At 74.1% G+C, this 26,952-nt stretch carries 5 protein-coding genes; all 5 read right to left on the bottom strand.

Features of this window, described 5'->3' with window-relative positions; all coding sequences use genetic code 11:
• Positions 1-487: 487 nt before the first annotated feature.
• From QWJ13_RS30440 to QWJ13_RS30460, 5 genes are read right to left on the bottom strand one after another with little or no spacing between them, the layout of a single operon-like run.
• Positions 488-688 carry a hypothetical protein gene (locus QWJ13_RS30440; protein WP_316528530.1) on the bottom strand — a complete coding sequence of 67 codons (201 nt, stop codon included), beginning with the start codon at positions 686-688 and terminating at the stop codon, positions 488-490.
• Positions 689-696: 8 nt separating this feature from the next.
• Positions 697-1,467, bottom strand: coding sequence for an SRPBCC family protein (locus QWJ13_RS30445; RefSeq protein ID WP_316528531.1), 771 nt, complete (start codon positions 1,465-1,467; stop codon positions 697-699).
• Between the two features lie 3 nt (positions 1,468-1,470).
• Complete coding sequence (locus QWJ13_RS30450) at positions 1,471-2,742, bottom strand: cytochrome P450 (RefSeq protein ID WP_316528533.1); 1,272 nt, start codon at positions 2,740-2,742, stop codon at positions 1,471-1,473.
• 5 nt (positions 2,743-2,747) lie between these two features.
• The gene (locus QWJ13_RS30455; RefSeq protein WP_316528535.1) at positions 2,748-2,963 is read right to left on the bottom strand and encodes an MbtH family protein; all 216 of its coding nucleotides are present in this window, start codon (positions 2,961-2,963) and stop codon (positions 2,748-2,750) included.
• A gap of 3 nt (positions 2,964-2,966) precedes the next feature.
• Positions 2,967-26,915: a non-ribosomal peptide synthase/polyketide synthase gene (locus QWJ13_RS30460; RefSeq protein ID WP_316528536.1), complete on the bottom strand. Its 23,949-nt coding sequence runs from the start codon at positions 26,913-26,915 to the stop codon at positions 2,967-2,969.
• Between the last annotated feature and the right edge of the window lie 37 nt (positions 26,916-26,952).

Raw genomic sequence — 26,952 nt, forward strand, 5'->3', positions numbered from 1 at the left:
CCCGGCACCCTACGGCCCGTCCGACGCACGGTCACCCGGCCTGGTCGCGAAGCCGGAGGAGCAAGGCCCGCCCGCCACCCGTACATCACAACGGTTCCGGTACCGCACGTGGCAGACGGCGCACCGCGGGGACCGCCGGCGGCAGCAGGGCGACCGGGACGGCCAGGACCGGTAGAGCAGGCTGCTGCTCAGCAGCACGCCGGCGCCGCGCACGCTGAGCACCAGGCCACAGGTCACGGCCGAGGACGTGTCGATGGTGAGCCGAGAGCCCAGGGCGCGGGACCGTCAGATACGTCGAGACCATCAGGTCGGTGATCCGCCACTCCTGCACGAGGCCGTCGAGGTGCCATCCGGGGCCGTCGATCCTCTGTTCCACCAGCGGCCGGATCGGCTGGTCGGCGGCATGTCACTTCCCACGAGCTCGGACGAGTCCTGCCGTCCGGACTCGGAGGTCCCGGACGGCCCGGCTTCGTGGGGTCGACGAGGTCTACCAGCGGCCGCGTGAGGGTGAGGAGTTGAGCTTGGCGCTGAGCGCCGCGAGGAAGGTCGGGAGCTTGTCGACCATGCCCTTGGGGACCGGGGTGGTCTGGACGGTGTCCCGTCGTACGTCCTGGACGACGAGGGTGTAGGTGCCGTTCTCCTCGACGAGTTCGGCGGCGTAGAGCAGGGTTTCGGTGGAGGTCTGCATCGGGGTTCCTAGGCTTGGGTGTCGTTGAGCCAGGCGGTCCACGCCTGGGTGGCCCGCGGTTCGTCGGTGTCCTCGGCGAACAGGTGGTGGGCCAGCCAGATCGGGGTGTTCCAGGTGCTGCCGTTGAAGAATCGGTAGAGGGCGTCCGGGCCGCGCAGGCCGACGAAGTCGGGGCTGAGCCAGTCCACGACCACTTCTTCGGGGCCGCCGTCCGGCCCCGGGACGTGGAGGGTCAGCCGGTCGCCGACGGCCGCGTCCTCGGCGAGGCCGAGGCGGCGGCGCAGGGCCGCGAAGTCGGCCGGGTCGGCGGTGGGTTCGGGGCGCACGGCCTTGACGTAGACGGCGGGGCGGCCCGCGAAGTGCCGCAGGTACTCGGCGAGGCCGTGCTGGTAGAAGTGGACGTGCTTCTCCGCCGCGTCCGCCTTCCGGTCCCAGAGTTCGTCCCAGACGCCCTCGTGCACCCAGTGGATCCCCATCCGCAGGTGGCTGGTTCCGCCGTCGGCCGGCTCGATCCAATAGCTGAGGGTGTTGGAGAACTCGTCGCCGAAGGTCGCCCGGACGGCGAAGTGGTGTGGGGGCTCCCACGCCACGACGGTGCTCTCGGCCCGGGTGACCTTTCCGCCGACGCGCGGCTCGATCTCCATCGGGTACAGCCAGCCGAGGTTGCCGGCGCCGGTGGCGACCGCGGCCCAGACCTGTTCGGGGGTCGCGGGCAGGTCCTGTTCCTTGCGGACCTCGAACTCTCGGGCCATGGTCGGGTTCTCCTTCGTCGTCGTCATGGGTCAGTAGGTGACCGGGAGGGCACACAGTCGCCGCTGCAACGGGTTGGGCCGCCACTCCAGCGCCGCCTCGTCGGCCAGCCGCAGTTCGGGCAGCCGGCGGACCAGCGTGCCGATCGCCACCTCCGCTTGCAGCTTGGCCAGCGGGCCGCCGAGGCAGAAGTGCGGGCCGTGGCCGAAGCTCAGGTGCCGGTTGTCGGGGCGGGTCAGGTCGAGCCGGTCGGGGTCCGCGAAGCGCTCGGGGTCGCGGTTGGTCGCCCCGAGGAACAGGTAGACCAGCTCGCCCTCGCGCAGCGTCCGCCCGCCGATCTCCAGGTCCTCCGCGACGACCCGGACGATCGCCTGGGTCACCGTGTCGTAGCGCGCCAGTTCCTCGATGGCGCCGCGGATCAGCCCCGGGTCCGCGCGCAGTCGGGCCAGCTGGTCGGGGTGGCGCAGCAGGGCCAGCATGCCGTTGCCGATCAGCTGGGTGGTGGTCTCGTCGCCGGCGGTGATCAGCACGAAGCAGGTGGACAGCAGTTCGGAGTCGGTGAGCCGGTCGTCCTGCCCCTGGGTGGCGACCAGGGCGCTGATCAGGTCGTCGCCCGGCTCCGCCCGGCGGCGCCGGATGAGGCCGGCGAGGTACTCCTCGTACTGGTCGATCGCCTCCTCGGACTTGTCGAGGTCCTCGCTCAGCCGGCCGAAGCGGCTGAACCAGGTCTTGACCTGCGGGAGGTCGTCGTCGGGGATGCCGAAGAGCCGGCAGACGACGGACATCGGCAGCGGGGCGGCCACGGCCTCGATCAGGTCCGCGGTCGGCCCGGCCGCGACGGCCTCGTCGATCAGCCGGTCGACGATCCGCTGGATGCCGTCGCGCAGGGCTTCGACGCGCCGGGCGGTGAAAGCGCGGTTGGCGAGCTTGCGCAGCCGGGCGTGGTCCGGCGGGTCGGTGTTGGACATCACCCGGCCGAGCCGGTCGGTGAGCCGGCTGAAGGCCTTGAGGTCGCCGCCGAGGGCGACGTAGGCGCGGGTCATCCGGTCCCGGTCGTTGGACAGCCGCAGGTCGGTCAGCGCCGCCTCGACGTCGGCGTACCGGGTGAGGTACCAGATGCCCTGGGCGCTGCGGTGGACCGGGCTCTCGCGCCGCATCCGGGCGTAGAAGGGATACGGGTCCCGCCGGGCCTCGGGGGTGAGCAGGTCCGCGGCGAGGTCGCCGGGCCCGGCGAGGTCGGTGTCGCCGGGCCGGGCGGGGCCCGCGGTGCCGCGGGCCCCGTCCCTGGTGTCGGTGGTGGTCACGTCGGCTACCGCCGGGCGTCCATGGCGTCGGCCAGGCTCTTGGGCCGCATGTCGGTCCAGGACTTCTCGACGTACTCCAGGCAGGCGGCGTGGGTGTCCGGGCCGTGGGCGACGGTCCAGCCGTCCGGGACGTCCGCGAACTGCGGCCACAGCGAGTGCTGGTTCTCGTCGTTGACGAGCACGAGGAAGGTGCCGTCCTGGTCGTCGAAGGGGTTGGTCATGGGTCAGTCCTCCTGGTAGTGGGAAACAGTGGCGTCGCCGGTCGTGCCGGCTTCACCGGCGGCCTCGGCGATCCTGGCGGCCAGGACCGGTCCGATCTGGGCCAGTGAGCCGGGTTGGGTCATCCGGTTGTGCCGGGTGGTGACCTCGTGCGATTCGATCCGGCCGGTGACGTAGGGCTGCCAGATCGCGGGCCCGGCGTTGTCCTCGGCGCTCCGGTCGATCGTGGAGTTGAAGAGCAGCAGGTCCCCGTCGAACGTCCGGGGGACGAAGTCGACCGCCAGCTTCGCGTTGTTGATCATGATCTGGACGACCACCTCGACCTGCCGCTCGGTCAGGCCGGCCAGCGCGCTGCCCCGCCGGTTCAGCACCTCGGCGACCTCCGCATAGGTGATGTCGCGGTCGCCCAGCTCGTCCGGGTCGACGTCGAGCACCCCGACCAGCACGTCCCGCTCGGTGGGCACCGGCACCTCGTCGAACTTCACGTCCTTCACCGGGTAGGCGTCGAGGATCGCCAGCAGCGCGGTGCGCTCGCCGCGTGACTGCAATTCGCAGGCGAGCGCGTGGGCGATCAGCCCGCCGGCGGACCAGCCGAGCAGCAGGTACGGGCCCTCCGGCTGGATCTTCCGGATCTGGTCGGCGTAGTCGGCCGCCATCTCCTCGTAGGACGTCGGCAGGGGTTCGGGCCGGCCGAGGCCTCGTGCCTGGATCGCGTAGACCGGGTGCTGCGGGCCGACGTGGTTCAGCAGCCCGCTGTAGGACCAGCTGATGCCACCGCCGGGGTGGACGCAGAACAGCGGGGTGGCCGTCCCGGTCGAACGCAGCGGCAGCACCACGTCCAGGGCGTCGTCGGGGTCGTTCATGACCAGGCGTTCGGTGAGCCCGGCCACGGTCGGCGCCTCGAACAGCATCCGCAGTCCCAGCTCCAGGCCGAGGGTCTCGCGGACCCGGGAGGCCAGCCGGGCGGCCAGCAGCGAGTGCCCGCCCAGGTCGAAGAAGTTGTCGTCGATGGACACCAGCTCCCGGCCGAGGACTTCGGCGAACAGGCCGCACAGCAGCTGCTCCTGGGGCGTCCGGGGGCCGCGGCCCGCGTCCGACGCCTCGTACTCGGGGGCGGGCAGAGCAGACCGGTCGAGCTTGCCGTTGGCGGTCAGCGGCAGCGCGTCCACGGAGACGAACGCGGCCGGCACCATGTAGTCGGGCAGGTCGCGGCGCAGCCGGCCGGCCAGCTCGACCGGCTCGGGCGCCCCCTCGGGGGCGGGCACCAGGTAGGCGACCAGCCGCTTGTCGCCCGGCCGGTCCTCGCGGGCGACCACGGCCGCCTGGGCGACGCCCGGGCAGGCCGCCAGGATCGCCTCGATCTCGCCGGGCTCGATCCGCAGGCCGCGCAGCTTGACCTGGTGGTCGGCGCGTCCGGCGAACTCCAGCCTCCCGTCGGCCCGCCACCAGGCCAGGTCGCCGGTGCGGTACATCCGGCTCCCGGGCGGCCCGTACGGGTCGGCGGTGAAGCGCTCCGCCGTCAGGCCGGGCCGGCCGTGGTAGCCGCGGGCCACGCCCACCCCGGCGAGGTACAGCTCGCCGACCAGGCCCGTCGGCACCGGCCGCAGGTGGTCGTCGAGCACGTAGGCGCGCATGTTCGCCATCGGCCCGCCGATCGGCACGGTCGCGGCGTCCTCGGAGAGGGCCCCCACCGGGTGGCAGGTGGCCAGGGTGGTGGCCTCGGTGGGCCCGTAGCCGTTGACCACCTCGATGCCGGGGCAGGCCGCCCGCACCCGGGCGACGGCGGCCGGGGAGACCACGTCGCCGCCGGTCCACACCTCGCGCACCCCGGCGAGCAGGCCGGGGCGCTCCTCGGCGACCAGCCGGAAGAGCCCGGCGGTGAGCCACAGGCCGGTCACCCCGTACGTGGTGACCGTGTGCTGGAGCAGGTCGAGGTCGAGCTGCTCGGGCGGTGCGACCACGATCCGGCCGCCGTTCAGCAGCGGCACCCAGAGCTCGTAGGTCGAGAGGTCGAAGGCCGTCGGAGAGTGCATCAGCACCCTCTCGTGTCCGCCGCCGCGCCACTCCGGGGTGAGCGCGAGGCCCACCACGTCGCGGTGGGTGACGGCCACGCCCTTCGGCCGCCCGGTCGAGCCGGAGGTGTACATGATGTACGCCAACTGCCCTGGATTGCACGGGACTTCGACGGCGGACGGATCGGGCTCGGTCTGCTCCAGGGCGGCCAGCACCTCCCGGGTGAGCACGAGGGCGGCCCCGCTCTCCCGCAGGATCAGCTCGATCCGGGACGCCGGGAAGCGCGAGTCCAGCGGCACGTAGGCGCCGCCCGCCTTGATGATCGCGAGAATGGCCGTGACCAGCTCCGCGGAGCGCTCCAGCATGACCGCGACCGGCGTCTCCGGCCGCACGCCGTGGCGGATCAGGGCCTGGGCGAGGCGGTCGGTCCGCAGGTCGAGCGCGCGGTAGGTCAGCTCGACGCCACCGGCCACGACCGCCACGGCGTCCGGGGTGGCCCGGACCTGGCGGGCGAACAGCTCCGGCACCGCGGCCTCGGGCAGCTCGGCGGCGGCGCCCATGAACCCGGACAGCAGCCGGTGACGCTCCTCGCCGGACATGATGTCGATCCGGCTGATCGGCCTGTCCGGGTCGGCGACCGCCGCGCGCAGCAGCCGCGCCCAGCGGTCGAACAGCAGCTCCACGGTGGGCGCGTCGAACAGGTCGGTGGCGAACTCCACCGCGCCGACCAGGCCGTCGGGCCCACCGTCCGGGCCGAACCGCTCGGCCAGGCTGAAGGTCAGGTCGACCCGGGAGGTCCCGGTCGGCGCCGGCAGGTGGCCGGTCTCCAGCCCCGGCAGCGCGAACTCGCCGAGCGGCGCGTTCTGCAGCGCCAGCATGATCTGGAACAGCGGGTGGTGGGCCAGCGAGCGCACCGGGTTGGCCACCTCGACCAGGTACTCGAACGGCACGTCCTGGTGGTCGTACGCGGTGAGCGCCTTCTGCCGCACCCGGCCGAGCAGTTCGGCGAAGCCGGGGTCGCCGCCGGTGTCGGTGCGCAGCACCAGGGTGTTGACGAAGAAGCCGACGAGCTCGTCCAGCGCCTCATCCGTACGCCCCGCGATCGGGCTGCCGATCGGGATGTCGGTCCCGGCGCCGAGCCGGGTGAGCAGCGCGGCGAGGCCGGCCTGGAGCACCATGAACATGCTGGCGCCGCGCTCGGCGGCCAGGTCCCGCAGGGCCCGGTGGAGGTCAGCGTCCAGCCGGACCGCCACCTGGCTGCCCCGCTGGGAGGCCACCGGCGGCCGGGGCCGGTCGGCGGGCAGCTGGAGCTGCTGCGGAATGCCGGTCAACTCCTCCTTCCAGTAGGCCAGTTGCCGGGCGAACAGGCTGTCCGGATCGGCGGCGTCGCCGAGCAGGTCGCGCTGCCAGCCGGTGTAGTCGGCGTACTGCACCGGCAGCGGGGACCACCGCGGTTCCTCGCCCCGGCGCCGGGCCGCGTAGGCCGCGGCCAGGTCGCCGGCGAGCGGGCCCATCGACCAGCCGTCAGCGGCGATATGGTGCACCACGACCAGCAGCGCGTGCCGGTCGGGGGCGAGCGCGTACAGCTCCGCCCTGATCGGCGGCTCCGCCGCCAGGTCGAAGCCGCGCCGGGCCGTGTCCGCCAGCCGCTCGGCCAGTCGGCTCTCGTCCAGCGTGACCACCGGAAGCTCCGGGCTCGCCTCGGACGCGCTCAGCACGACCTGGTACGGCACGCCGTCCGTCTCCCGGAAGACCGTCCGCAGGCTCTCGTGCCGGGCGACCACGTCCGCGAGCGCGGCGTGCAGGGCGGGCCGGTCGAGGTCGCCGGTCAGGCTCAGCGCGAGCGGCATGTTGTAGGTGGCGCTGGGCCCGTCCATCCGGTGCAGGAACCACAGGCGGCGCTGGGCGAAGGACAGCGGCACCCGCTCGGGGCGCGGCCGGGTGGTCAGCGCGGGCCGCGCCGCGCCGGAGCCGTCCAGCCGGGCCGCCAGGGCGGCCACGGTCGGGGTCTCGAACAGCGTGCGGACCTCAAGCTCCGCGCCGAGGGTCGCCCGGACCCGGGAGGCCAGCCGGGTCGCCAGCAGGGAGTGCCCGCCGAGGTCGAAGAAGCTGTCCTCGACCCCGACCTGGGCCAGCCCGAGCACCTCGGCGAACAGCTCGGCGAGGAGCTGCTCCTGCGGGGTGCGCGGCGCCCGCCCGGCAGCGGCCGGGCCGAGGTCGGGGGCGGGCAGGGCACGGCGGTCGAGCTTGCCGCTGGCCGTCAGGGGCAGCGCGTCCAGCGCGACGAACGCCGTCGGGACCAGGTAGTCGGGCAGCCGGCCGCGCAGCCAGTCGCGGAGTTCGCCGATGAGGGCACCGGTGCCCCGGCTGCCGGTCGGGCGGTTGGTCAGCGAGGACAGCGGCCGGCCGGCCCGGGCCGGCCGGTAGGCCTCGACGGGCGCGTCCGCCGGCCCGTCGGTGAAGAGCACGTCGAGGGCCTCGGGCGCGTCGGTCGACCAGGTGAGGTCCACCCGGCGGCCGAGCTCCCCGCCGAGGACGTGGAAGTCCTCCGGGTCGGGCAGGTCGCCGCCGTCCGGGCCGTGCAGTCGCTCCAGCAGCCCGGCGAGCGCGCCGTCCCCGTCGCGCACCGCCCGGGCCAGCTCGGCCTCGCGGGCGACGCGGCGGTTCGGGACGCCGGTGAGGCGCACCGGGCCGGTGCCCGGTCGCCCGAGCAGTTCGCGCAGCTCCGCCAGGTCGGCGATGTCCCGGCCCCAGGCCAGGTCCAGCGACCGGACCGGCACGGCGGGCCGCTTGTGCAGCGTCACGTCGTAGCGGTAGCGGCTCAGCTCGTTGTGGTGGCGGCCGCGCTTGACCTCCACGGCCACCGTGCCGATGTCCATGCCGTGCTCCCGCAGGGCGGTGAAGAAGTCCGGGTCGACCAGGAGTTCCTTCTCGACCCGGAGGGCCTGCTCCACGGCTCGGCGCACCGTGGCGAGGTCGGCGCCGTCGCCGCTCCGGTGCAGTTGGACGGCGGTGGCCAACGGGCGCAGCAGCCGTAGGTTGCGGACGTCGCCGATGAACAGCGCGCCGCCGGGGGCGAGCAGTGCCGTCAGCTTCCCGATCACGTCGGCGAGGTACTCGGCGGACGGGAAGTACTGCACCACCGAGTTGATCACGATGGTGTCGAACGTCCCGGCCGGCAGCCCGTCGGTGTCGTGCGCCGGGCGGGTCTGGAGCACCACACGGTCGGCCAGGTCCGGCCGGCGCGCCACCTGGGCGGCCAGCGCGTCGATCGCGGTGGCGGAGAAGTCGGTCGCCCAGTAGGCGGCGCAGTGCGGGGCGACCTGCGAGAGCAGCAGACCGGTGCCGACGCCGACCTCCAGCACCCGGCGGGGGCGCAGGGCCAGGATGCGGTCGACGGTGGCGTCCCGCCACTCCCGCATCTGCTCGACCGGAATCGGGGCGGCGTCGTAACTGCTGTTCCAGCCGACGAAGTTGTGACCGAAGGCGGTCTCCTCGGGGGTGATGGGCAGGGCGTCGTAGATGTCCCGCCACTCGCCCACGTGGTCCGCCTCCAGGCCGCCGTCCCGGGCGTCGTCCTGGCGCGGCACGACGTAGCCGATCAACCGGTCGTCCTGGGCGACGACGGCGGCCTGCGCGACGGCGGGGTGCTCGGTCAGGGCCGACTCCACCTCTGCCGGCTCGACGCGGAAGCCGCGTACCTTGACCTGGTCGTCGGCGCGGCCGAGGTACTCCAGCTGGCCGTCGGTGCGGAACCGCACCACGTCGCCGGTGCGGTACATCCTGGCGCCCGCAGGATCGAACGGGCAGGCGACGAACCGCCCGGCCGTCAACCCCGGCCGGTTCAGGTAGCCGCGCGCCAGGCCGGCGCCCGCCACGTACAGCTCTCCCGGCACGCCCGGCGGGACCGGCCGGAGTCGCTCGTCCAGCACGTACACCCGGGCGTTGGCGATCGGACGGCCGATCGGCGGCACACCGGACGTCGGCGACAGCGGGGCGCTCATCGTCGCGCACACCGTCGTCTCCGTCGGACCGTACGCGTTGATCATCCGCCGGCCCGGCGCCCAGCGTTCCACCAGCTCCGGCGCACAGGCCTCACCGGCCACCACCAGCGTGGACACCGTCACCGAGCCTTCCGGCAGGGCGGCCAGGACGGACGGCGGCACAGTCACATGGGTGGCGTCGAGGCCCGGGGCCGTCAGCGCGGCGACCGGATCCCCTGCCGGGGGCAGCACCAGGGCCGCGCCGCGCAGCAGGGCGGTGTAGATCTCCGACACCGATGCGTCGAAACTGGGCGAGGCGAACTGGAGCACCCGGCTGCCCGGGTCGATCGCGAACCGCTCGATCTGGGCGGCCACCAGGCTCGCCACTCCGCTGTGCGCGACCACGACGCCCTTGGGGCGGCCGGTCGAGCCCGAGGTGTAGATCACGTACGCCGGGTGCCGGACGTCGAGCGCAACCTCCGGGTCTGTCTCCGGCCAGTCCCCGTCCGAGACCATCGCCGGATCGTCGACCACCATCGCCGGACGGGCGTCCTCCAGCATGAAGTCGATCCGCGCCTGCGGATACGCCGGATCCACCGGCAGGTAGGCGGCCCCGGTCTTCAGCACCCCCAGGACGGCCACCACCGACTCCACCGAACGCGGCAGCGCCACCGCCACCAGCTGCTCCGGCCCGACACCCCGGGCGATCAACGCATGCGCGAACCGGCTCGCCCGCGCGTTCAGCTCCCGGTACTTCAGCTCGACGCCTCCGCAGACGAGAGCGACCGCGTCCGGTGTCGCCGCCACCTGGTCCGCGAAGGCCTGCGGCACCGGGACGGCGCCCACCTCCAGGGCGGTCGCGTTGCCCCGCTCCAGCAGTCGCTGCCGCTCGTCGGCGTCGAGGAGGTCGATCCCCCCGATCGGCCGCTCCGGGTCGGCGGTGACGGCCTCCAGCAGGAGGGTCCAGCGCCGGGCCAGGGCGGCGACCGTCTCGCGGTCGAACAGGTCGGTGGCGTACTCGACCGCGCCGACGATCCCGGCCGGGTTGCCGTCCGGGCCGAACTGCTCGACCAGGCTCACTCCGAGGTCGAACTTGGCGGTACCGGTGGCCACCGCGTAGGTGGACACCTCCATCCCAGGCAGCGAGAACCGGCCCATCGGCGCGTTCTGCACGGCCAGGATGGTCTGGAACAGCGGGTGGTGGGACAGCGAGCGGGACGGGTTCAGCACCTCCACCAGGTGCTCGAACGGCACGTCCTGGTGCGCGTACGCCGACAGGGCCGTCTCCCGCACCCGCTCCAACAGCTCCGCGAAGCTCGGGTCACCGCTGGTGTCCGTGCGCAGCACCAGCGTGTTGACGAAGAAGCCGACCAGGTCGTCCAGCGCCTCGTCCGTGCGCCCGGCGATCGGGCTGCCGATCGGGATGTCCGTCCCCGCACCCAGCCGGGTGTACAACGCGGCGAGCGCGGCCTGGAGCACCATGAACAGACTCGTCCCGGTGCGCCGGGCCAACTCCGCGAGGGCCTTGTGCAGTTCGGGGCTCAGCTCCAGGCCGACGTGGTCCCCGCGCCAGCCGGCGACGGCCGGCCGGGGGCGGTCGACCGGTAGCTGGATCAGTTCCGGCAGGTCGGACAGCTGACGCTTCCAGTAGCCGAGCTGCTCGGCGAACCGGCTCTCCGGGTCGGCCGCATCACCCAGCAGCTCACGCTGCCACAGGGTGTAGTCGGCGTACTGCACCGGCAGCGCCGGCCGGCTCGACGCCCGGCCCTCGCACCGGGCCGCGTACGCCTCGGCCAGATCCCGGGCCAGTGGGCCGGTGGACCAGCCATCCCCGGCGATGTGGTGCATCACCAGCAGCAGCACGTGCTCATCGGTCTTGCCCGCGAGCGCGAACAGGCCGGCCCGCAGCGGAGGTTCGGCCGCCAGGTCGAAGGGCCTTCGGGCGAACTCGGCGAGCCGATCGAACAGTTCGTTCTCCGACACCTCGGTCAGCCGCGCCCGGGGCCGGGCCCCTGCCGGGTCCAGGACGCGCTGGCAGGGCACGCCGTCGACCTCCGGGAACACCGTCCGCAGGCTCTCGTGCCGGGCCACCACGTCGGTCAGTGCCTCGTCCAGCGCAGCCCGGTCGAGCGTCCCGGTCAGCTGGAGCACCAGCGGGATGTGGTAGGTCGCCGCGCTGCCGTCCATCCGGTGCAGGAACCAGAGCCGGCGCTGGGCGAAGGACAGCGGCACCGCGTCCGGCCGCTCGTGCACGGTCAGCGCCGGGCGGGCGTGGCCCGCCCCGGCCAGCACCTCGGCCAGGGCCGCCACGGTGGGCGCCTGGAACAGCGCGCGCAGCCCCAGCTCCACGCCGAGCACCGAACGCACCCGTGCGGCCAGCCGGGTGGCGAGCAGGGAGTGCCCGCCCAGGTCGAAGAAGTCCTCGTCGACCCCGACCTGCGGCACACCGAGCACCTCGGCGAACAGGCCGCAGAGGATCTGCTCCTGCGGGGTGCGCGGCGCCCGGCCCGCCTCCGTGGTCGCGACCTCCGACGCGGGCAGAGCGGCTCGGTCGAGCTTCCCGTTCGGGGTCAGCGGCAGCGCGTCCAGCACCACGAACGCCGACGGGACCAGGTAGTCGGGCAGCCGGTCGCGCAGGTGCGCCGCCAGCTCCGCCGGCCGGACGGCCGCGCCGGGACGGACCGCCGCGTAGCCGACGAGCCGGTCCTCGCGGGCCAGGACGGCAGCCTGGGCGACCGCGGGGTGGTCGGCCAAGGCCGCCTCAACCTCGCCGAGTTCGACGCGGAAGCCGCGCACCTTCACCTGGTCGTCGGCGCGGCCGAGGTACTCCAGCTCGCCGTCGTTGCGCCGACGCACCAGGTCGCCGGTGCGGTACATCCTGGCGCCCGAAGGGCCGAACGGGCAGGCGACGAACCGCCCGGCCGTCAGACCGGGCCGGTTGAGGTAGCCGCGAGCCAGGCCCGGGCCCGCCACGTACAGCTCCCCCGCCACTCCCGGCGCCACGACGCGCAGCCGCTCGTCCAGCACGTACACCCGGAAGCCCGCCACGGGCCGGCCGATCGGCGGCACGCCCGCCCCCGGGGCCAGCGGGTCGCTCATCGTCGCGCACACCGTCGTCTCCGTCGGACCGTACGCGTTGATCATCCGCCGGCCCGGCGCCCAGCGGGCGACCAACTCCGGCGCGCAGGCCTCGCCCGCCACCACCAGGGTCGACGCGGTCACCGAGCCCTCCGGCAGGGCGGCCAGGGCCGACGGCGGCAGCGTGACGTGGGTGACGTCCAGCCGGTCGTCCGTCAGGGCCTCCAGCGGGTCCCCGGCCGGGGGCAGGACGAGGGCGGCACCGGTGAGCAGGGCGCTGCACAGGTCCCAGAAGGACGCGTCGAAGCTGGGCGAGGCGAACTGGAGCACCCGGCTGCCCGGCGCCACGCCGAGCCGCTCGACCTGCGCCGCCACCAGGCCGGACACTCCGCTGTGACTCACGGCCACGCCCTTGGGGCGGGCGGTCGAACCCGAGGTGTAGATCACGTACGCCGGGTGCCGGACGTCCACCACGACACCCGGATCGGTCTCCGGCCAGTCCCCGTCCGAGACCATCGCCGGATCGTCGACCACCACCGCCGGCCGGGCATCGTCCAGCATGAAGTCGATCCGCGCCTGCGGGTACGCCGGATCCACCGGCAGGTACGCGGCCCCGGCCTTCAACACCCCCAGGACGGCCACCACCGACTCCACCGAACGCGGTAGGGCCACCGCCACCAGCCGCTCCGGCCCCACACCCCGGGCGATCAACGCATGCGCGAACCGGTTCGCCCGGCCGTTCAATTGACGATACGTCAGCTCACCATCCCCATGGACGAGCGCGACCGCGTCCGGCGCCGCCGCCACCCGCTCCGCGAACAGCTCCGGCAGGCTCACCGCGGCCTTCTCGCCGTCGACAGCGGGAAGCAGCTCACGCCGCTCCTCGGCGGACAGCAGATCGATCCCGCCGATGGGCTGGTCAGGGGAGGCGGCGACCGCCGCCAGCAGCCTGGTCCACCGGGCGGCCAAGGCCTCGACCGTCGCGCGGTCGAACAGGTCGGTGCTGTACTCGACCGCGCCGCTGAGCCCGGCCGGCTCGCCGTCGGGCCCGTACTCCTCCGCGAACCCGAAGGTCAGGTCGAGCCGCGCCGTCCCGGTGAGCACGGTCACTCCGGAGACCTGGAGGCCCGGCAGCTCGAAGTCGCCGCCCGGCGCGTTCTGCACGACCAACCCGGTCTGGTACAGCGGGTGGTGGGAGAGCGAGCGGGCGGGGTTCAGCGCCTCCACCAGATGCTCGAACGGCACGTCCTGGTGCGCGTACGCCGACAGCGCGGTCTCCCGCACCCGACCCAGCAATTCGGCGAACGACGGATCACCGCTGGTGTCCGTCCGCAGCACCAGCGTGTTGATGAAGAATCCGACCAGGTCGTCCAGCGCCTCGTCCGTGCGCCCCGCGACCGGACTCCCGATCGGGATGTCCGTCCCCGCGCCCAGCCGGGTGTACAGCGCGGCGAGCGCGGCCTGGAGCACCATGAACAGGGTCGCGCCCGAGCGGCGCGCCAACCCCGCCAGCGCGGTGTGCAGTTCGGCGTCGATCCGGAGTTCCAGCAGGTCGCCGCCGTACGTCAGGGCGGCCGGGCGCGGCCGGTCGGCGGGCAGTCGCAGCTGCTCGGGCAGCCCGGCCAGCGCCTCGCTCCAGTAGCCGACCTGCCGGGCGAACAGGCTGTCGGAGTCCTGCTCGTCACCGAGGAGTTCGTGCTGCCACAGGGTGTAGTCGCCGTACGTCACCGGGAGCGGCGGCCAGGCCGGCGCCCCGCCGCCGTGGCGGGCGGTGTAGGCGGTGGCCAGGTCGCGGGCCAGCGGGCCCATGGACCAGCCGTCCCCGACGATGTGGTGCATCACCAGCAGCAGCACGTGCTCGTCGGTCTTCTCCGTCACCACGAACAGCTCGGCCCGCAGCGGCACTTCCGAGGTGAGGTCGAAGCCGCGAACCGCCGCCTCGCGCAGCAGGGCGGGCAGTTCCGCCTCCCCGGCAGCGCGCACGGTCAGCGGGACGGCGGCCTCGGCGGCGTCCAGCACCCGCTGGTACGGGACTCCGGCGAGGTGCGGGAAGACCGTGCGCAGCGCCTCGTGCCGGGCCACCACGTCCGCGAGCGCGGCGCTCAGGGCGGCCCGGTCGAGGTCGCCGGACAGCCGCAAGGCCAGCGGCATGTGGTAGGTGGCGCTCGGCGCGCCGAACTGCTGGAGGAACCAGAGCCGGCGCTGGGCGAAGGACAGCGGCATCGGCTCGCGGCGGGGCCGGGGCACCAGGGCCTGCCGCGCGGTACCGGCGCCCTGAAGCCCGGCCGCCAGTCCGGCCGGCGTCGGGGTCCGGAACAGGCTGCGCAGTTCCAGCTCGACCCCGAGGGTCGCCCGGACCCGCGAGACCAGCCGGGTGGCGAGCAGGGAGTGCCCGCCCAGCTCGAAGAAGTCCTCGTCGACCCCGACCCGGGCCACCCCGAGCGTCTCGGCGAACAGCTCGCAGAGGATCTGCTCCTGCGGGGTGCGCGGCGCCCGCCCGGTCCCGGTCGAACCGAAGTCGGGCGCGGGCAGCGCCGCTCGGTCCAGCTTCCCGTTCGGCGTCAGCGGCAGCGCGTCCAGCAGGACGAACGCGGACGGCACCAGGTGATCCGGCACCCGCTCGCGCAGGTACGTCGCCAGCGCCGGCGCGGTCGTCCCGGTCCCGGCCGACGGAACGACGTATGCGACGATCCGGTCCTCGCGGGCGAGCACCGCGACCTGGGCCACGCCCGGGTGGGCGGTCAACTCGGCCTCGATCTCACCCGGTTCGATCCGGAAGCCGCGCACCTTCACCTGGTGGTCCACCCGGCCGGCGAACTCCAGCTCGCCGTGGGCACCCCAGCGGGCCAGGTCGCCGGTGCGGTACATCAGCGAGCCCGCCGGACCGTACGGGTCGGCGACGAACCTGCTCGCCGTCAGCCCCGGCCGGTTCAGGTAGCCGCGGGCCAGTCCCGTCCCCGCCAGGTACAGCTCTCCCGTCACCCCGGGGGCGACCGGCCGCAGCGCGGAATCCAGCACGTAGGTACGACAGTTGGCGATCGGACGGCCGATCGGCACCGGCAGCGGGCAGTCCGCCGGGTCGGCCGGCAGCGGGTAGGCGGTGATCACATGGGTCTCGGCGGGCCCGTAGTGGTTGTGCAGCACCCGGCCCGGTCGGCGGGCCTGGAAGCGGCGCACCGCGCCGCCGAGGCGCATCGCCTCGCCGGCCTGGGCGACCAGCCGCAGGCTCGGCAGCTCCAGCCCGGCCTCCTCGGCGGCCTCGGCCAGCGCCTCGACCACCAGGTTGGGCGCGAACAGCTCGCCGACCTCGTGCCGGTCCAGCCAGTGCGCCAACTGCTCGGCGCTGCGCCGCTGTTCCTCGGTCGGCACCGCCAGCGTCTTGCCGTAGAGCAGCGCGGAGAGCAGCTCCTGCACCGAGACGTCGAAGCTGATCGCGGTGAACTGCGCGGTGCGGGTGCCGGGTTCGCCGCCGACGGCCTCGTGGTGCCAGGCCAGCAGGTTCAGCAGCCCGGCGGCGGGCATCACCACGGCCTTGGGCCGGCCCGTGGAGCCGGAGGTGTAGATGACGTAGGCCGGGTGCCGCGCGTCCACGGCGAGGGCCGGATCGTGCTCCGGCCACTCCCCGGCCGGCGTCACGGCCGCGAGGTCGTCCAGGACGACGGCCGGCCGCGCGTCCTCCAGCATGAAGGCGATGCGGGCGGCCGGGTAGTCCGGGTCGACCGGCAGATAGGCCGCACCCGTCTTGAGCACCGCGAGGACGGCGACCACCAGCTCGGCCGAGCGCGGCAGCCGCAGCGCGACGACCTGCTCCGGCCCCACGCCTCGGGCGATCAGCGCGTGCGCCAGGTGGTTGGCCCGCCGGTTCAGCTCCCGGTACGTCAGCGTCGTGTCCTCGAACACCACCGCCGGAGCCTGCGGGGTCGCCCGGACCTGCGCCTCGAACAGCCCCGGCAGCGTGGCGGACGGGACCGGGCGGGCGGTGTCGTTGCGCGCCACCAGCAGCTCGTGCCGCTCCTCGGCGGTGAGCACGTCGATCCGGCTCAACGGCAGCTCCGGCTCGGCGACCACCGCCGCCAGCAGCCGCAGCCACCGGGCGAACAGGGCCTCCACCGTGGCCTGGTCGAACAGGTCGGTGCGGTACTCGACCCGCCCGACGATGCCCTCGGCCGACCCGCCGGTGCCACCACGTTCCAACAGGTGGAAGCCGAGGTCGAACATCGTCGTGGGCGTCCGCACCGGAAGGATCTCGGAACGCAACCCGCTCAGCGCGAAGTCCGTGCGAGGCGTGTTCTGCAGCGCCAGCAGCACCTGGAACAGCGGCTGGCGGGCGAGCGACCGGGACGGGTTGAGGGCCTCGACGACCTGCTCGAACGGCAGGTCCTGGTGCGCGTACGCGCCGAGCGCGGCCTCCCGGACCCGGCCCAGCAGCTCGGCGAAGGTCGGGTCGCCGCCGGTGTCCGTGCGCAGCACCAGGGTGTTGACGAAGAAACCGACGAGCCCGTCCAGCGCCTGGTCGGTCCGGCCGGCGATCAGGCTGCCGACCGGGATGTCGGTGCCCGCGCCGAGCTTGTCCAGCAGCGAGGCCAGGGCGGCCTGCAGCACCATGTACACGCTGGCGCCGTGCTCCCGGCCCAGCCGGACCAGCCCGGCGTGCAGGTCCGCGTCCAGTTCGACCGAGAGGTGGCCGCCGGAGTAGGAGGGCGTCGCGGGGCGGTGGCGGTCGGCGGGGAGCCGGATCTGCTCCGGCAGGTCGGCCAGCGTCCGCTTCCAGTAGGCCGTCTGGCGGGCGAACAGGCTGCCTTGGTCACCCGCTTCGCCGAGCAGCTCGTGCTGCCACAGGGTGTAGTCGGCGTACTGCACGGGCAGTGGCGCCCACCCCGGTTCCTCGCCCCGGCGGCGGGCCGCGTAGGCGGTGGCCAGATCGGCGGCCAGCGGGCCCAGCGACCAGCCGTCACCGGCGATGTGGTGGATCACCAGCAGCAGCACGTGTTCGTCGGCGGAGAGCTCGAACAGCTCGGCGCGCAGCGGCGGTTCGGCCGCGAGGTCGAATCCCCGCGCCGCCGCTGCCTCCAGCGACTCCCGCAGCTCCGCCTCGCCGACTCGGGTGACGGAAAGCCCCGGCGGGGCGGCCTCGGCCTCCAGTACGTCCTGGTGGGGAACCCCGCCGACCTGGGGGTAGATCGTGCGCAGGCTCTCGTGCCGGGCGGCGACGTCGCCGAGCGCCGCGTGCAGGGCGGCCCGGTCGAGTTCGCCGGACAGCCGCCAGGCGAGCGGCATGTTGTAGACCGAGCCGGCATCATCCAGCTGGTGCAGGAACCACAGCCGCTGCTGCGCGAACGACAGCGGCACGGTGCCGGGTCGCTCCGCGCGGCGCAGCGCGAGCCGCGCCCGGCCGGCCCCGGCGAGTCCGGCGGCGAGCCCGGCCACGGTCGGCGTCTCGAACAGGGCGCGCAGCTCCACCTCCACCCCGAGGGCCGCGCGCGCCCGGGCGACCAGCCTGGTGGCGAGCAGCGAGTGCCCGCCGAGGTCGAAGAAGTCCTCGTCGACCCCGACCCGGGGCAGGCCCAGCACCTCGGCGAACAGCTCGGCGAGGACCTGCTCCTGCGCGGTGCGCGGGGCCCGGCCCGCCCCTGCCGCGGCGTACACCGGCTCGGGCAGAGCGCGCCGGTCCAGCTTGCCGTTGACCGTCAGCGGCAGGTTCTCCAGGGACACGAAGGCGGCCGGGACCATGTAGTCCGGCAGCCGCTCGCGCAGGTGCGCCCGCAGCGCCTCCGGCTGGAGTTCCGCCCCCGCGACGGGCACCGGGTAGGCGACCAGGCGCCGGTCCTCCGCCCGGGCCTGCCGGACGATCACGGCGGCCCGCGCGACCTGCGGGTGTTCCGCCAGGGCCGCCTCGATCTCGCCGAGTTCGATCCGGAAGCCCCGGACCTTGACCTGGTCGTCGGTGCGGCCAAGGAACTCCAGGTCACCGGAGGCGCCCCAGCGCACCAGGTCCCCGGTGCGGTACATCCGCGTGCCGGACGGCCCGAACGGGTCCGCGACGAACCGCCCGGCGGTCAGCCCCGGCCGGTTCAGGTAGCCGCGGGCCAGGCCCGCACCGGCGATGTACAGCTCGCCTGGCACCCCAGCGGGCACCGGCTGCAACGAGGCATCGAGCACGTGCAGCCGCACGCCGCCGAACGGTCGGCCGATCACCGGGCGCGGGCTCGACTCCAGCGGCGCGAAGACCGAGTCGACCGTGCACTCGGACGGCCCGTAGTAGTTCAGGGAGAACACCCCGTCGGCCGCCCGCAGCCGCTCCCAGAGCTGCTCCGGCACGGCCTCCCCACCCAACCCGACCATCGCCGGGCGCCAGTTCGGGTGGTCCAACAGGCCGTGCTCGACGAGGACTTGGAGGTAGGACGGGGTTCCGCCGACGGTGTCCAGCCCGGCCCGCACGGCGTAGTCGAGGTAGGCGTCCGGGTCGGACCAGGTGGCTTCGTCCAGGACGTGCAGCTCGTGACCGGCGAACAGGGCGAACAGCTGGTCGCTGGAGCCGTCGAAGGACACCGACGTGGTCAGCCCGACCCGCATCCGCTTCCCGGTCCGGAAGACCAGCGGGCACTGGTTGGCGAACAGGTTGGCCAGGCCGCCATGCGTCGCCACCACACCCTTGGGCGTGCCGGTCGAACCGGAAGTGTAGATGACGTAGACCGGGTGGTCCGGGTCGACGGCCACCCCCGGGTCCGTCGCCGGGCAACCCGCCACCAGCCCGGCTGTCTCCGGCGCGTCGAGCACCAGCCACCCGGCCGAGCCCGCCGGGCCGTCCGGCAGTCGGCCCCGGGTGGCGGCGTCGGTCAGCCCCAGGACCGGCCGGGCGTCGTCGAGCATGTGCTCGATCCGGGCAGCCGGGTACTCCGGGTCGACCGGGAGGTACGCCGCACCGGACTTCAGCACCGCGAGGATCGCCACCACCAGCTCTGCCGAGCGCGGCAGCGCCACCGCCACCAGCCGCTCCGGGCCGGCTCCTCGCGCGATCAGGGCGTGCGCCAGCCGGTTGGCCCGCGTGTCCAGCTCCGCGTAGGTCAGCGACGCTTCCGGCGCCACCACCGCGACGGCGTCCGGAACGGACCGCACCTGAGCCCGGAACAGCTCCGGCAGGCTCGCGATGTAGGGCCGGGCCGCTGGCCCGGTACCCAGGGCCGTCAGCTCGCCGCACTCCTCGGCGGTGAGCAGGCCGAACCGGCTGAGCCGCTGCCCCGGGCAGGCGACCGCGGCGCGCAGCAGCCGCTCCCACCGCCGGATCATCGTCTCGACGGCGGCCGGGTCGTACAGGTCGGCGGCGTACTCGACGGACCCGTCGATCCCCTCCGGGGAGCCGTCCTGCGCGTGCCGCTCGGACATGGTGAAGATCAGGTCGAGCTTGGCCGTGGTCGACGCCGACGGCACGTCCTCAACGCGCAGCCCGGGCGGCGCGAACTCGGCCCGGGGGGCGTTCTGGAGCACCAGCATGACCTGGAACAGCGGGTGGTGCGACAGCGACCGGGCGGGGTTCAGAGCCTCGACCAGGTACTCGAACGGCAGGTCCTGGTGGGCGTACCCGGCCAGCGCGGTGTCCCGGACTCGGCCCAGCAGCTCGGCGAACGTCGGATCGCCGCTCGTGTCGGTGCGGAACACCAGGGTGTTGACGAAGTAGCCGATCAGTTCGTCCTGGGCCTGGTCGGTCCGGCCCGCGACCGGACTGCCGATCGGGATGTCCTCGCCCGCGCCGAGCTTGCTCAACAGCGCCGCCAGCGCCGCCTGGAGCACCATGAACAGACTGGTCCCGTGCGTACGGGCCAGCTCGCGCAGGCCGCGGTGCAGCTCGGCGTCCAGCCCGGCGAGCACGGAACCGCCCCGGTGCGAGGGGACCGCCGGGCGGGGCCGGTCGGCGGGCAGCTCGATCCGCTCCGGGAGGTCCGCCAACTGCCGTGTCCAGTAGGCGGCTTGGCGGGCGAACAGGCTGTCCTGGTCGGTGGCCTCGCCCAGCAGCTCGTGCTGCCACAGGGTGTAGTCGGCGTACTGGACGGGCAGTTCCTCCCACCGGGGCGCCTCGCCCCGGCAGCGCGCCGCGTAGGCGGCGGTCAGGCCCTGGGCGAGCGGGCCCAGCGACCAGCCGTCACCCGCGATGTGGTGGAGCACCAGCTGGAACACATGGTCGTCCGGCGCCAGCTCGAACAGCTCGACCCGCAGCGGCACGTCCACCGCCAGGTCGAACGGGCTGTCCTTCGTCTCCGCCAGGACGGCCGGCAACTCGGCCTCGGTGGTCGGACTCACGAGCAGCCGCGGGCGGGCCGCCGCGACGCTCAGGACGCGCTGGTGCGGCACGCCGTCCAGCGCCGGGAAGACGGTGCGCAGGCTCTCGTGCCGGGCCACCACGTCCGCCACGGCGGCCTCCAGGGCCCGCCGGTCCAGCTCCCCGGACAGCCGCCAGGCGAGGGAGATGTGGTAGTTCGCGCCGGCGCCCTCCAGCTGGTGCAGGAACCACAGCCGCCGCTGCGCGAACGACAGCGGGAGCATCTCGGGGCGCTCGCGCCGCGCCAGGGCGGTCTGCGCCGGTCCGGCGGCCACCAGGGCGGCCGACAGCCCGGCCGGGGTCGGTGCCTCGAACAGGGTGCGCAGCGGCATCTCCACGCCGAGCGTCGCCCGGATCCGGGCGGCCAGCCGGGTGGCCAGCAGCGAGTGCCCGCCCAGGTCGAAGAAGCCGTCCTCGACACCGGCCGAGGCCACGCCCAGGACCTCGGCGAACAGCTCGCAGAGGATCTGCTCCTGCGGGGTGCGCGGCGCGCGGGCGGTCGCCGCCGGGGCGAGGTCGGGTACGGGCAGGGCGCGGCGGTCGAGCTTGCCGTTGGCGGTCAGCGGCAGCGCGTCCAGCAGGACGAACGCCGATGGCATCAGGTGTTCCGGCAGCCGCTCGGCCAGGTGCCCGCGCAGCTCGGCGGGGCGGGGCGCGGCACCGGCGGCCGGCACCAGGTAGGCGACCAGCCGGGTGTCGTCGGCGCGGTCCTGCCGGGCCAGCACGGCGACCTGGGCGACACCGGGGTGCGCGGCGAGCGCCGCCTCGATCTCGCCGAGCTCGATGCGGAAGCCGCGCACCTTCACCTGCTGGTCGGCCCGGCCGACATAGCGCAGGCTGTTGTCCGCCGCCCGGCGGACCACGTCACCGCTGCGGTACATCCGGGAGCCGGCCGGCCCGAAGGGGTCGGCGACGAACCGTTCGGCGGTCAGGCCGGGCCGGTTCAGGTAGCCGCGGGCCAGGCCTGGGCCCGCGACGTACAGTTCGCCCGCGACGCCCGGGGCCGTCGGGCGCAGCCCGCCGTCGAGCACGTACGTCCGCAGGTCCGGCAGGGCCGTGCCGATCTGCCCGGCGGCGGCGCCGGAGCCATCGAGGGCGGCGTGGGTGACGTGCACGGTGGTCTCGGTGATGCCGTACATGTTGACCAGCCGCGGCGCGTCCTGCGGGTGCCGCTCGTACCAGCTCGCGAGCCGGGCGTGCTCCAGCGCCTCGCCGCCGAACACCACGGTGCGCAGGGCGAGTTCGGGCCCCACTTCCTGGTCCGCCTGCATCAGCTGGTAGAAGGCGGAGGGTGTCTGGTTGAGCACCGTCACCCGCTCGCGGGCGAGGAGTTCCAGGAACCGGTGGGGCGAGCGGCTGGTCTCGTGGTCGACGACCACCAGCCGGCCGCCGTGCAGCAGCGGGCCCCACAGCTCCCACACCGAGAAGTCGAAGGCATAGGAGTGGAAGAGCGTCCAGACGTCCTCGGCGGTGAAGCCGAACAGCCCCCGGGTGGTGTCGAACAGTCGCACCACGTTGCCGTGCGGGACCACGACGCCCTTGGGGTTGCCGGTGGAGCCGGAGGTGTGGATGACATAGGCCGCCTGGCCTGGGTCGATCGCGACCGGCGGGTCGGTGTCCGGCTGTCCGGCCAGGTCGACGGTGTCCAGCAGCAGCCGGTCCACACCGTCCGCTCCCGGCAGCTCGCCGACCGCGCCGGACGTCACCAGCAGCGTGGGCCGGCCATCCTGGAGCAGGTAGGCGATCCGGGCGGCCGGGTACCGCGGGTCCACCGGGAGGTACGCGGCGCCGGCCTTCAGTACGGCGAGCACCGCCACGACCTGCTCCGCCGAGCGCGGCAGGGCCAGCGCGACGAGCTGCTCCGGGCCCACTCCCCGGTCGATCAGGGTGTGCGCGAGCCGGTTCGCCCTGGCGTTCAACTCCCCGTAAGTCAGGGAGAGTTCGCCGTCCGTCAGGGCGACGGCGGCCGGGTTCGCCCGCACCTGCCGCTCGAACAGTTCGGTCAGACCGTTCCCCGGCAGCCGCTCGCCCCGGTCGGTACGGGCCGGGAGCAGCGCGCTCAGCTCCTCGGCGGACAGCACGTCCACCCGGCCGATCCGCCGGCCGGGGTCGGCGACCACGGCGCGCAGCAGTCGCAGCCACCGCTCGACGATCCCGGCGGCGGTGGCCGCGTCGAACAGGTCGGTGCTGTACTCCAGGACGCCCGAGAGCCCGTCCTCGCCAGGCTGTTCGGCCAGGATGAAGGTCAGGTCGCACTTGGCCGTCCCGGTGTGGACCAGGTCGGTCGCCACCCGCAGCCCCGGCAGCTCGAAGGTGCCGAGCGGCGTGTTCTGGAGGGCGAGCATGGTCTGGAACAGCGGGTGGTGCGCCAGCGTCCGGGTCGGGTTCAGCGCCTCCACCAGGTGCTCGAACGGCACGTCCTGGTGGGCGTACGCGGCCAGCGCGTCGGCGCGCACCCGGCCGAGCAGTTCGGTGAACGACGGGTCGCCGGACAGGTCGGTGCGCAGCACCAGGGTGTTGACGAAGAAGCCGACCAACTCGTCCACGGCCTCGTCGGTGCGTCCGGCGATCGGGGTGCCGATCGGCACATCGCTGCCCGCGCCGAGCTTGCCCAGCAGGGCGGCCAGCCCTGCCTGGAGCACCATGAAGAGGCTGGCCCCGCCGTCCCGGGCGAGCGCGCGCAGGCCCCGGTGCAGCTCGGCATCGATCCGCACCGGCAGGTGGGCACCCTGGTAGGACATCGCAGCCGGGCGGAGCCGGTCGAACGGCAGCTCGATCTGCTCCGGCAGGTCAGCCAACTGCTCGCGCCAATAGGCGAGTTGGCTACTCAGCAGGCTGTCCTGGTCGGCGCCGTCGCCGAGCAGCTCCCGCTGCCAGAGGGCGTAGTCGGCGTACTGGACGGGCAGCGGCGACCATTCCGGCTTCGCGCCCTCGGCGCGGGCCGCGTAGGCGGTCGTCAGGTCCCGCGAGAGCGGCCCCATCGACCAGCCGTCAGCCGCGACGTGGTGCACCACCAGCAACAGCACGTGCTCCTCGGCCGCCACCCGGAAGAGTTCGGCGTGCAGCGGCGGTTCCTCGGCGAGGTCGAAGCCGTGCCGGCCCGCATGCCCCAGCCGCTCGGGCAGCTCTCGCTCGGCGGTCTCGGTCACCCGCAGCCGCGGTCGGGCCTCCTCGGGGTCCAGCACCCGCTGGCACGGCACGCCGTCGACCGTCGGGAAGACGGTGCGCAGGCTCTCGTGCCGCTCGACCAGGTCCGCCAGGGCGGCCTCCAGGGCCCGCTGGTCGAGGCTTCCATTCAGCCGCAGCGCCAGCGGGATGTTGTACGTCGCGCTCTGGGCGGGCTCCATCCGGTGCAGGAACCACAGGCGCCGCTGCGCGAACGACAGCGGCACGGTCTCCGGCCGCTCCCGCCGCCCCAGTGCCGGGCGTGCCCGGCCCGCGACGTCCACGGCCGCCGCCAGTTCCGCCACCGTCGGCGCGTCGAACAGGTCGCCGAGCCGCAGTTCCACCCCGAGGATCGAGCGGGCCCGGGCGACCAGCCGGGTGGCCAGCAAGGAGTGCCCACCGAGGTCGAAGAAGCTGTCGTCCAGCCCGGGTTCGGAGACTCCGAGCACCTCGGCGAACAGCCCCGCGAGCAGGTGCTCGGTCGCGGTGCGCGGGGCCCGGCCCGGCTCGGCGGGCTGCCGGTCGGGGGCCGGGAGGGCCCGCCTATCGAGCTTGCCGTTCGGGGTCAGCGGCAGCGCGTCCAGCAGTACGTACGCGGCCGGCACCATGTGCCGGGGCAGCCGGTCCCGCAGGTGGTCGCGCAGGGTGGTCTCGGTCAGCCCGGCTCCGGGCTCGGGCACCGCGTAGGCGACCAGCCGGGGCTCCTCCTCGGTGCGCACCGCGACGGCGGCCCGGGCCACCTGCGGGTGCTCCGCCAGGACGGCCTCGATCTCGCCGAGTTCCACCCGGAAGCCGCGGATCTTCACCTGGTCGTCCGTGCGGCCGAGGAACTCCAGGTTGCCGGAGGCGTCCCAGCGCACCAGGTCCCCGGTGCGGTACATCCGCGTGCCGGACAGGCCGAACGGGTCCGCGACGAACCGCCCGGCGGTCAGCCCCGGCCGGTTGAGGTAGCCGCGCGCCAGGCCCGCGCCCGCGATGTACAGCTCACCCGCCGCGCCGGTCGGCAGCGGACGCAGGGCCCCGTCGAGCACGTACAGCCGGGCGTTGGTCACGGGCCGGCCGATCACCGGGCGCGGGCTCGAATCCAACTTCCCGACAACCGAGTTGACGGTGCATTCAGATGGCCCGTAGAGGTTGAGGCCGTGCACCCCCTCCGCTGCCCGCAGCTCCGACCAGAGCCGCTCCGGAACGGCCTCGCCTCCGGCCGCGACCAGCGCCGGGCGCCGCTCGGGATCGCTCAACAACCCTTGGGCGAGGAGGACTTGAAGGTAGGACGGGGTGGCCTCCACGAAGTCCAGCCCGCACCGCGCGGCGTAGTCGACAAAGGCGTCCGGGTCGGTCCAGGTCGCATGGTCCAGGACGTGTAGCTCATGGCCCCCGAACAGGGCGAGCAGCTGGTTCAGCGAGGCGTCGAAGGACACCGAGGTGGTCAGCGCGACCCGCAGCCGCCGCCGCTGGTCGAGCACCGGCCGGAACACGGACTGCCGGTGGTCGGTGAGCAGGTCGAGCAGGCCGCCGTGGGTCGGCAGCACCCCCTTGGGCCGCCCGGTGGAACCGGAGGTGTAGATGACGTACGCGGGGTGGCCCGGGTCGACGGTCACCATCGGGTCGGTGTCCGGCAGCCCGTCCAGGTCGACGGTGTCCAGCACCAGCCGGTCGACGGACCCGGCCCCGGCCCCGGGCAGCCGCCCCTCGCTGCGGGAGTCCGTGACCAACAGGGCCGGCCGGGCGTCGTCGAGCAGGTAGGCGATCCGGGCAGCCGGGTACTCGGGATCGACCGGGACGTAAGCCGCGCCGGTCTTCAGCACCGCGAGGATCGCCACCACCAGCTCGGCCGAGCGCGGCAGCGCCACCGCGACCCGCTGCTCCGGGCCGGCGCCCCGGGCGATCAGCGCGTGCGCCAGCCGGTTCGCCCGCACGTCCAGCTCCGCGTACGTCAGCGAGAGGTCGCCGCAGACCAGCGCGACCAGCTCCGGGGTCGCCCGTACGTGCTCCCGGAACAGCTCCGGCAGGGTCGTGGCCGGGGCCGGCGCCACCGGCCCGGTGCCGAGCACCGCCAGTTCGCGGTGCTCCTCGGCGGTGAGCAGCTCGATCCGGCCCACCGGCTCGTCCGGGTCGCAGTCCGCGAGGGTGTCCAGCAGCGCGAGCAGCCGCTCCTGGTGGTCGGCGAGGTCGCCGTCGCCGTACGCCTCCGGCGAGCCGTGCAGCCGGAGCAACGGCGGATTGCCGTCCCGGTAGTCGAAGACCCAGACGGCGAGGTCGGTGGTCGACCCGGACACGAAGTGGTGCACGTCGGCGGGGTGCCCGGCGAAGCTCGGCCGGGAGTTGAAGGCCATGATGTTGACGATCAGCGGGAACGCCGTGCCGATGCTGCCCGGGGCGCCGAGGTCGCGCAGCAGGTCCTCGCTGCGGTAGCGCTCGTGCGCGACGGCCCGTTCGACCTCCCGCGCCGCCTGGGCCACGAGGTCGCCCCACGGCATGTCCGGTCGCACTGTCAGCCGCAGCGGCACCACGTTGGACATGGTGCCGGGCACCGCCCGTAGGTCCCGGTCGCCGCCTCGACGGGCCGTGACGGGCATGGCGAGCACCACGTCCCGGTTGCCGGTCAGCCGGTGGGCATAGAGCGCCGTCGCCGCGATCACCAACCGGGACCAGCGGACGCCGGAGCGATCCGCCGCCGCCCGCAGCGCGTCCGGGCGGCGCAGTTCCCGCTCCTCGGCCAGCCGGAGGGCGCGGTGCGGGTCAGTCACGGAGGTGTCGGTGAGCCGGGTCGGGGCGGGCAGGTCGGCGAGGCGCTCGGTCCAGTAGGAGCGGTCGGCGGCGAAGTCGGCGGACGCGCGGTAGGCGGCGTCGCTGTCGACCAGGTCCCGTAGCGAGCCGAAGGGGCACGGCGGTGCGGCGTCGCCGTCGGCGAGCGCCGAGTACACCTCGCCGACCCGCTGCCGGAGCATGGAGCTGCTGATCGCGTCCAGCACGACATGGTGGTAGTTCAGGTACCAGAGGAATTCGGTCGGCGACGCCTTGATCAGCGCGTGGCCGAACAGCGGGTCACGGGCGAGGTCCAGCGGGCGCAGCAGGTCCCGTTCCATCCACGCCATGGCCGCCGCGCGGGGGTCGGGCTCCCCGCTGAGGTCGAGGTGCGCGGGCGACCAGTCCCAGCTCTCCCGGAGGACCTGGTGCGGGCCGTCGCCGCCGTCGACGAAGGTCACGTGCAGGGCGTCGACCTCGTCGACGACCCGGCGCAGCGCGGTCTCGAACAGCTCCCGGTCCACCGGCCCGTGGATCTCCAGGCACTCGCCGACGCGGTAGCCCGGGATCGGCGTCCGGGAACTCTGTTCGGCGAGCCAGATCTCGCGCTGGGCGGCTGTCAGCGGAAGGACGTCGCCGTCGCGACGGGACATGGGGGTACCTCCAGAAGAGTGGGCAGGCGTGAGGGCA

The sequence above is a fragment of the Kitasatospora brasiliensis genome (assembly GCF_032654805.1).
GTDB classification, from domain to species: domain Bacteria; phylum Actinomycetota; class Actinomycetes; order Streptomycetales; family Streptomycetaceae; genus Kitasatospora; species Kitasatospora brasiliensis.

Bases quoted from the DNA above. Each gene is read 5' to 3' on its own strand.
- QWJ13_RS30440 (WP_316528530.1), bottom strand. From the start codon at position 688: ATGCAGACCTCCACCGAAACCCTGCTCTACGCCGCCGAACTCGTCGAG.
- QWJ13_RS30445 (WP_316528531.1), bottom strand. From the start codon at position 1,467: ATGACGACGACGAAGGAGAACCCGACCATGGCCCGAGAGTTCGAGGTC.
- QWJ13_RS30455 (WP_316528535.1), bottom strand. From the start codon at position 2,963: ATGACCAACCCCTTCGACGACCAGGACGGCACCTTCCTCGTGCTCGTC.
- QWJ13_RS30460 (WP_316528536.1), bottom strand. From the start codon at position 26,915: ATGTCCCGTCGCGACGGCGACGTCCTTCCGCTGACAGCCGCCCAGCGC.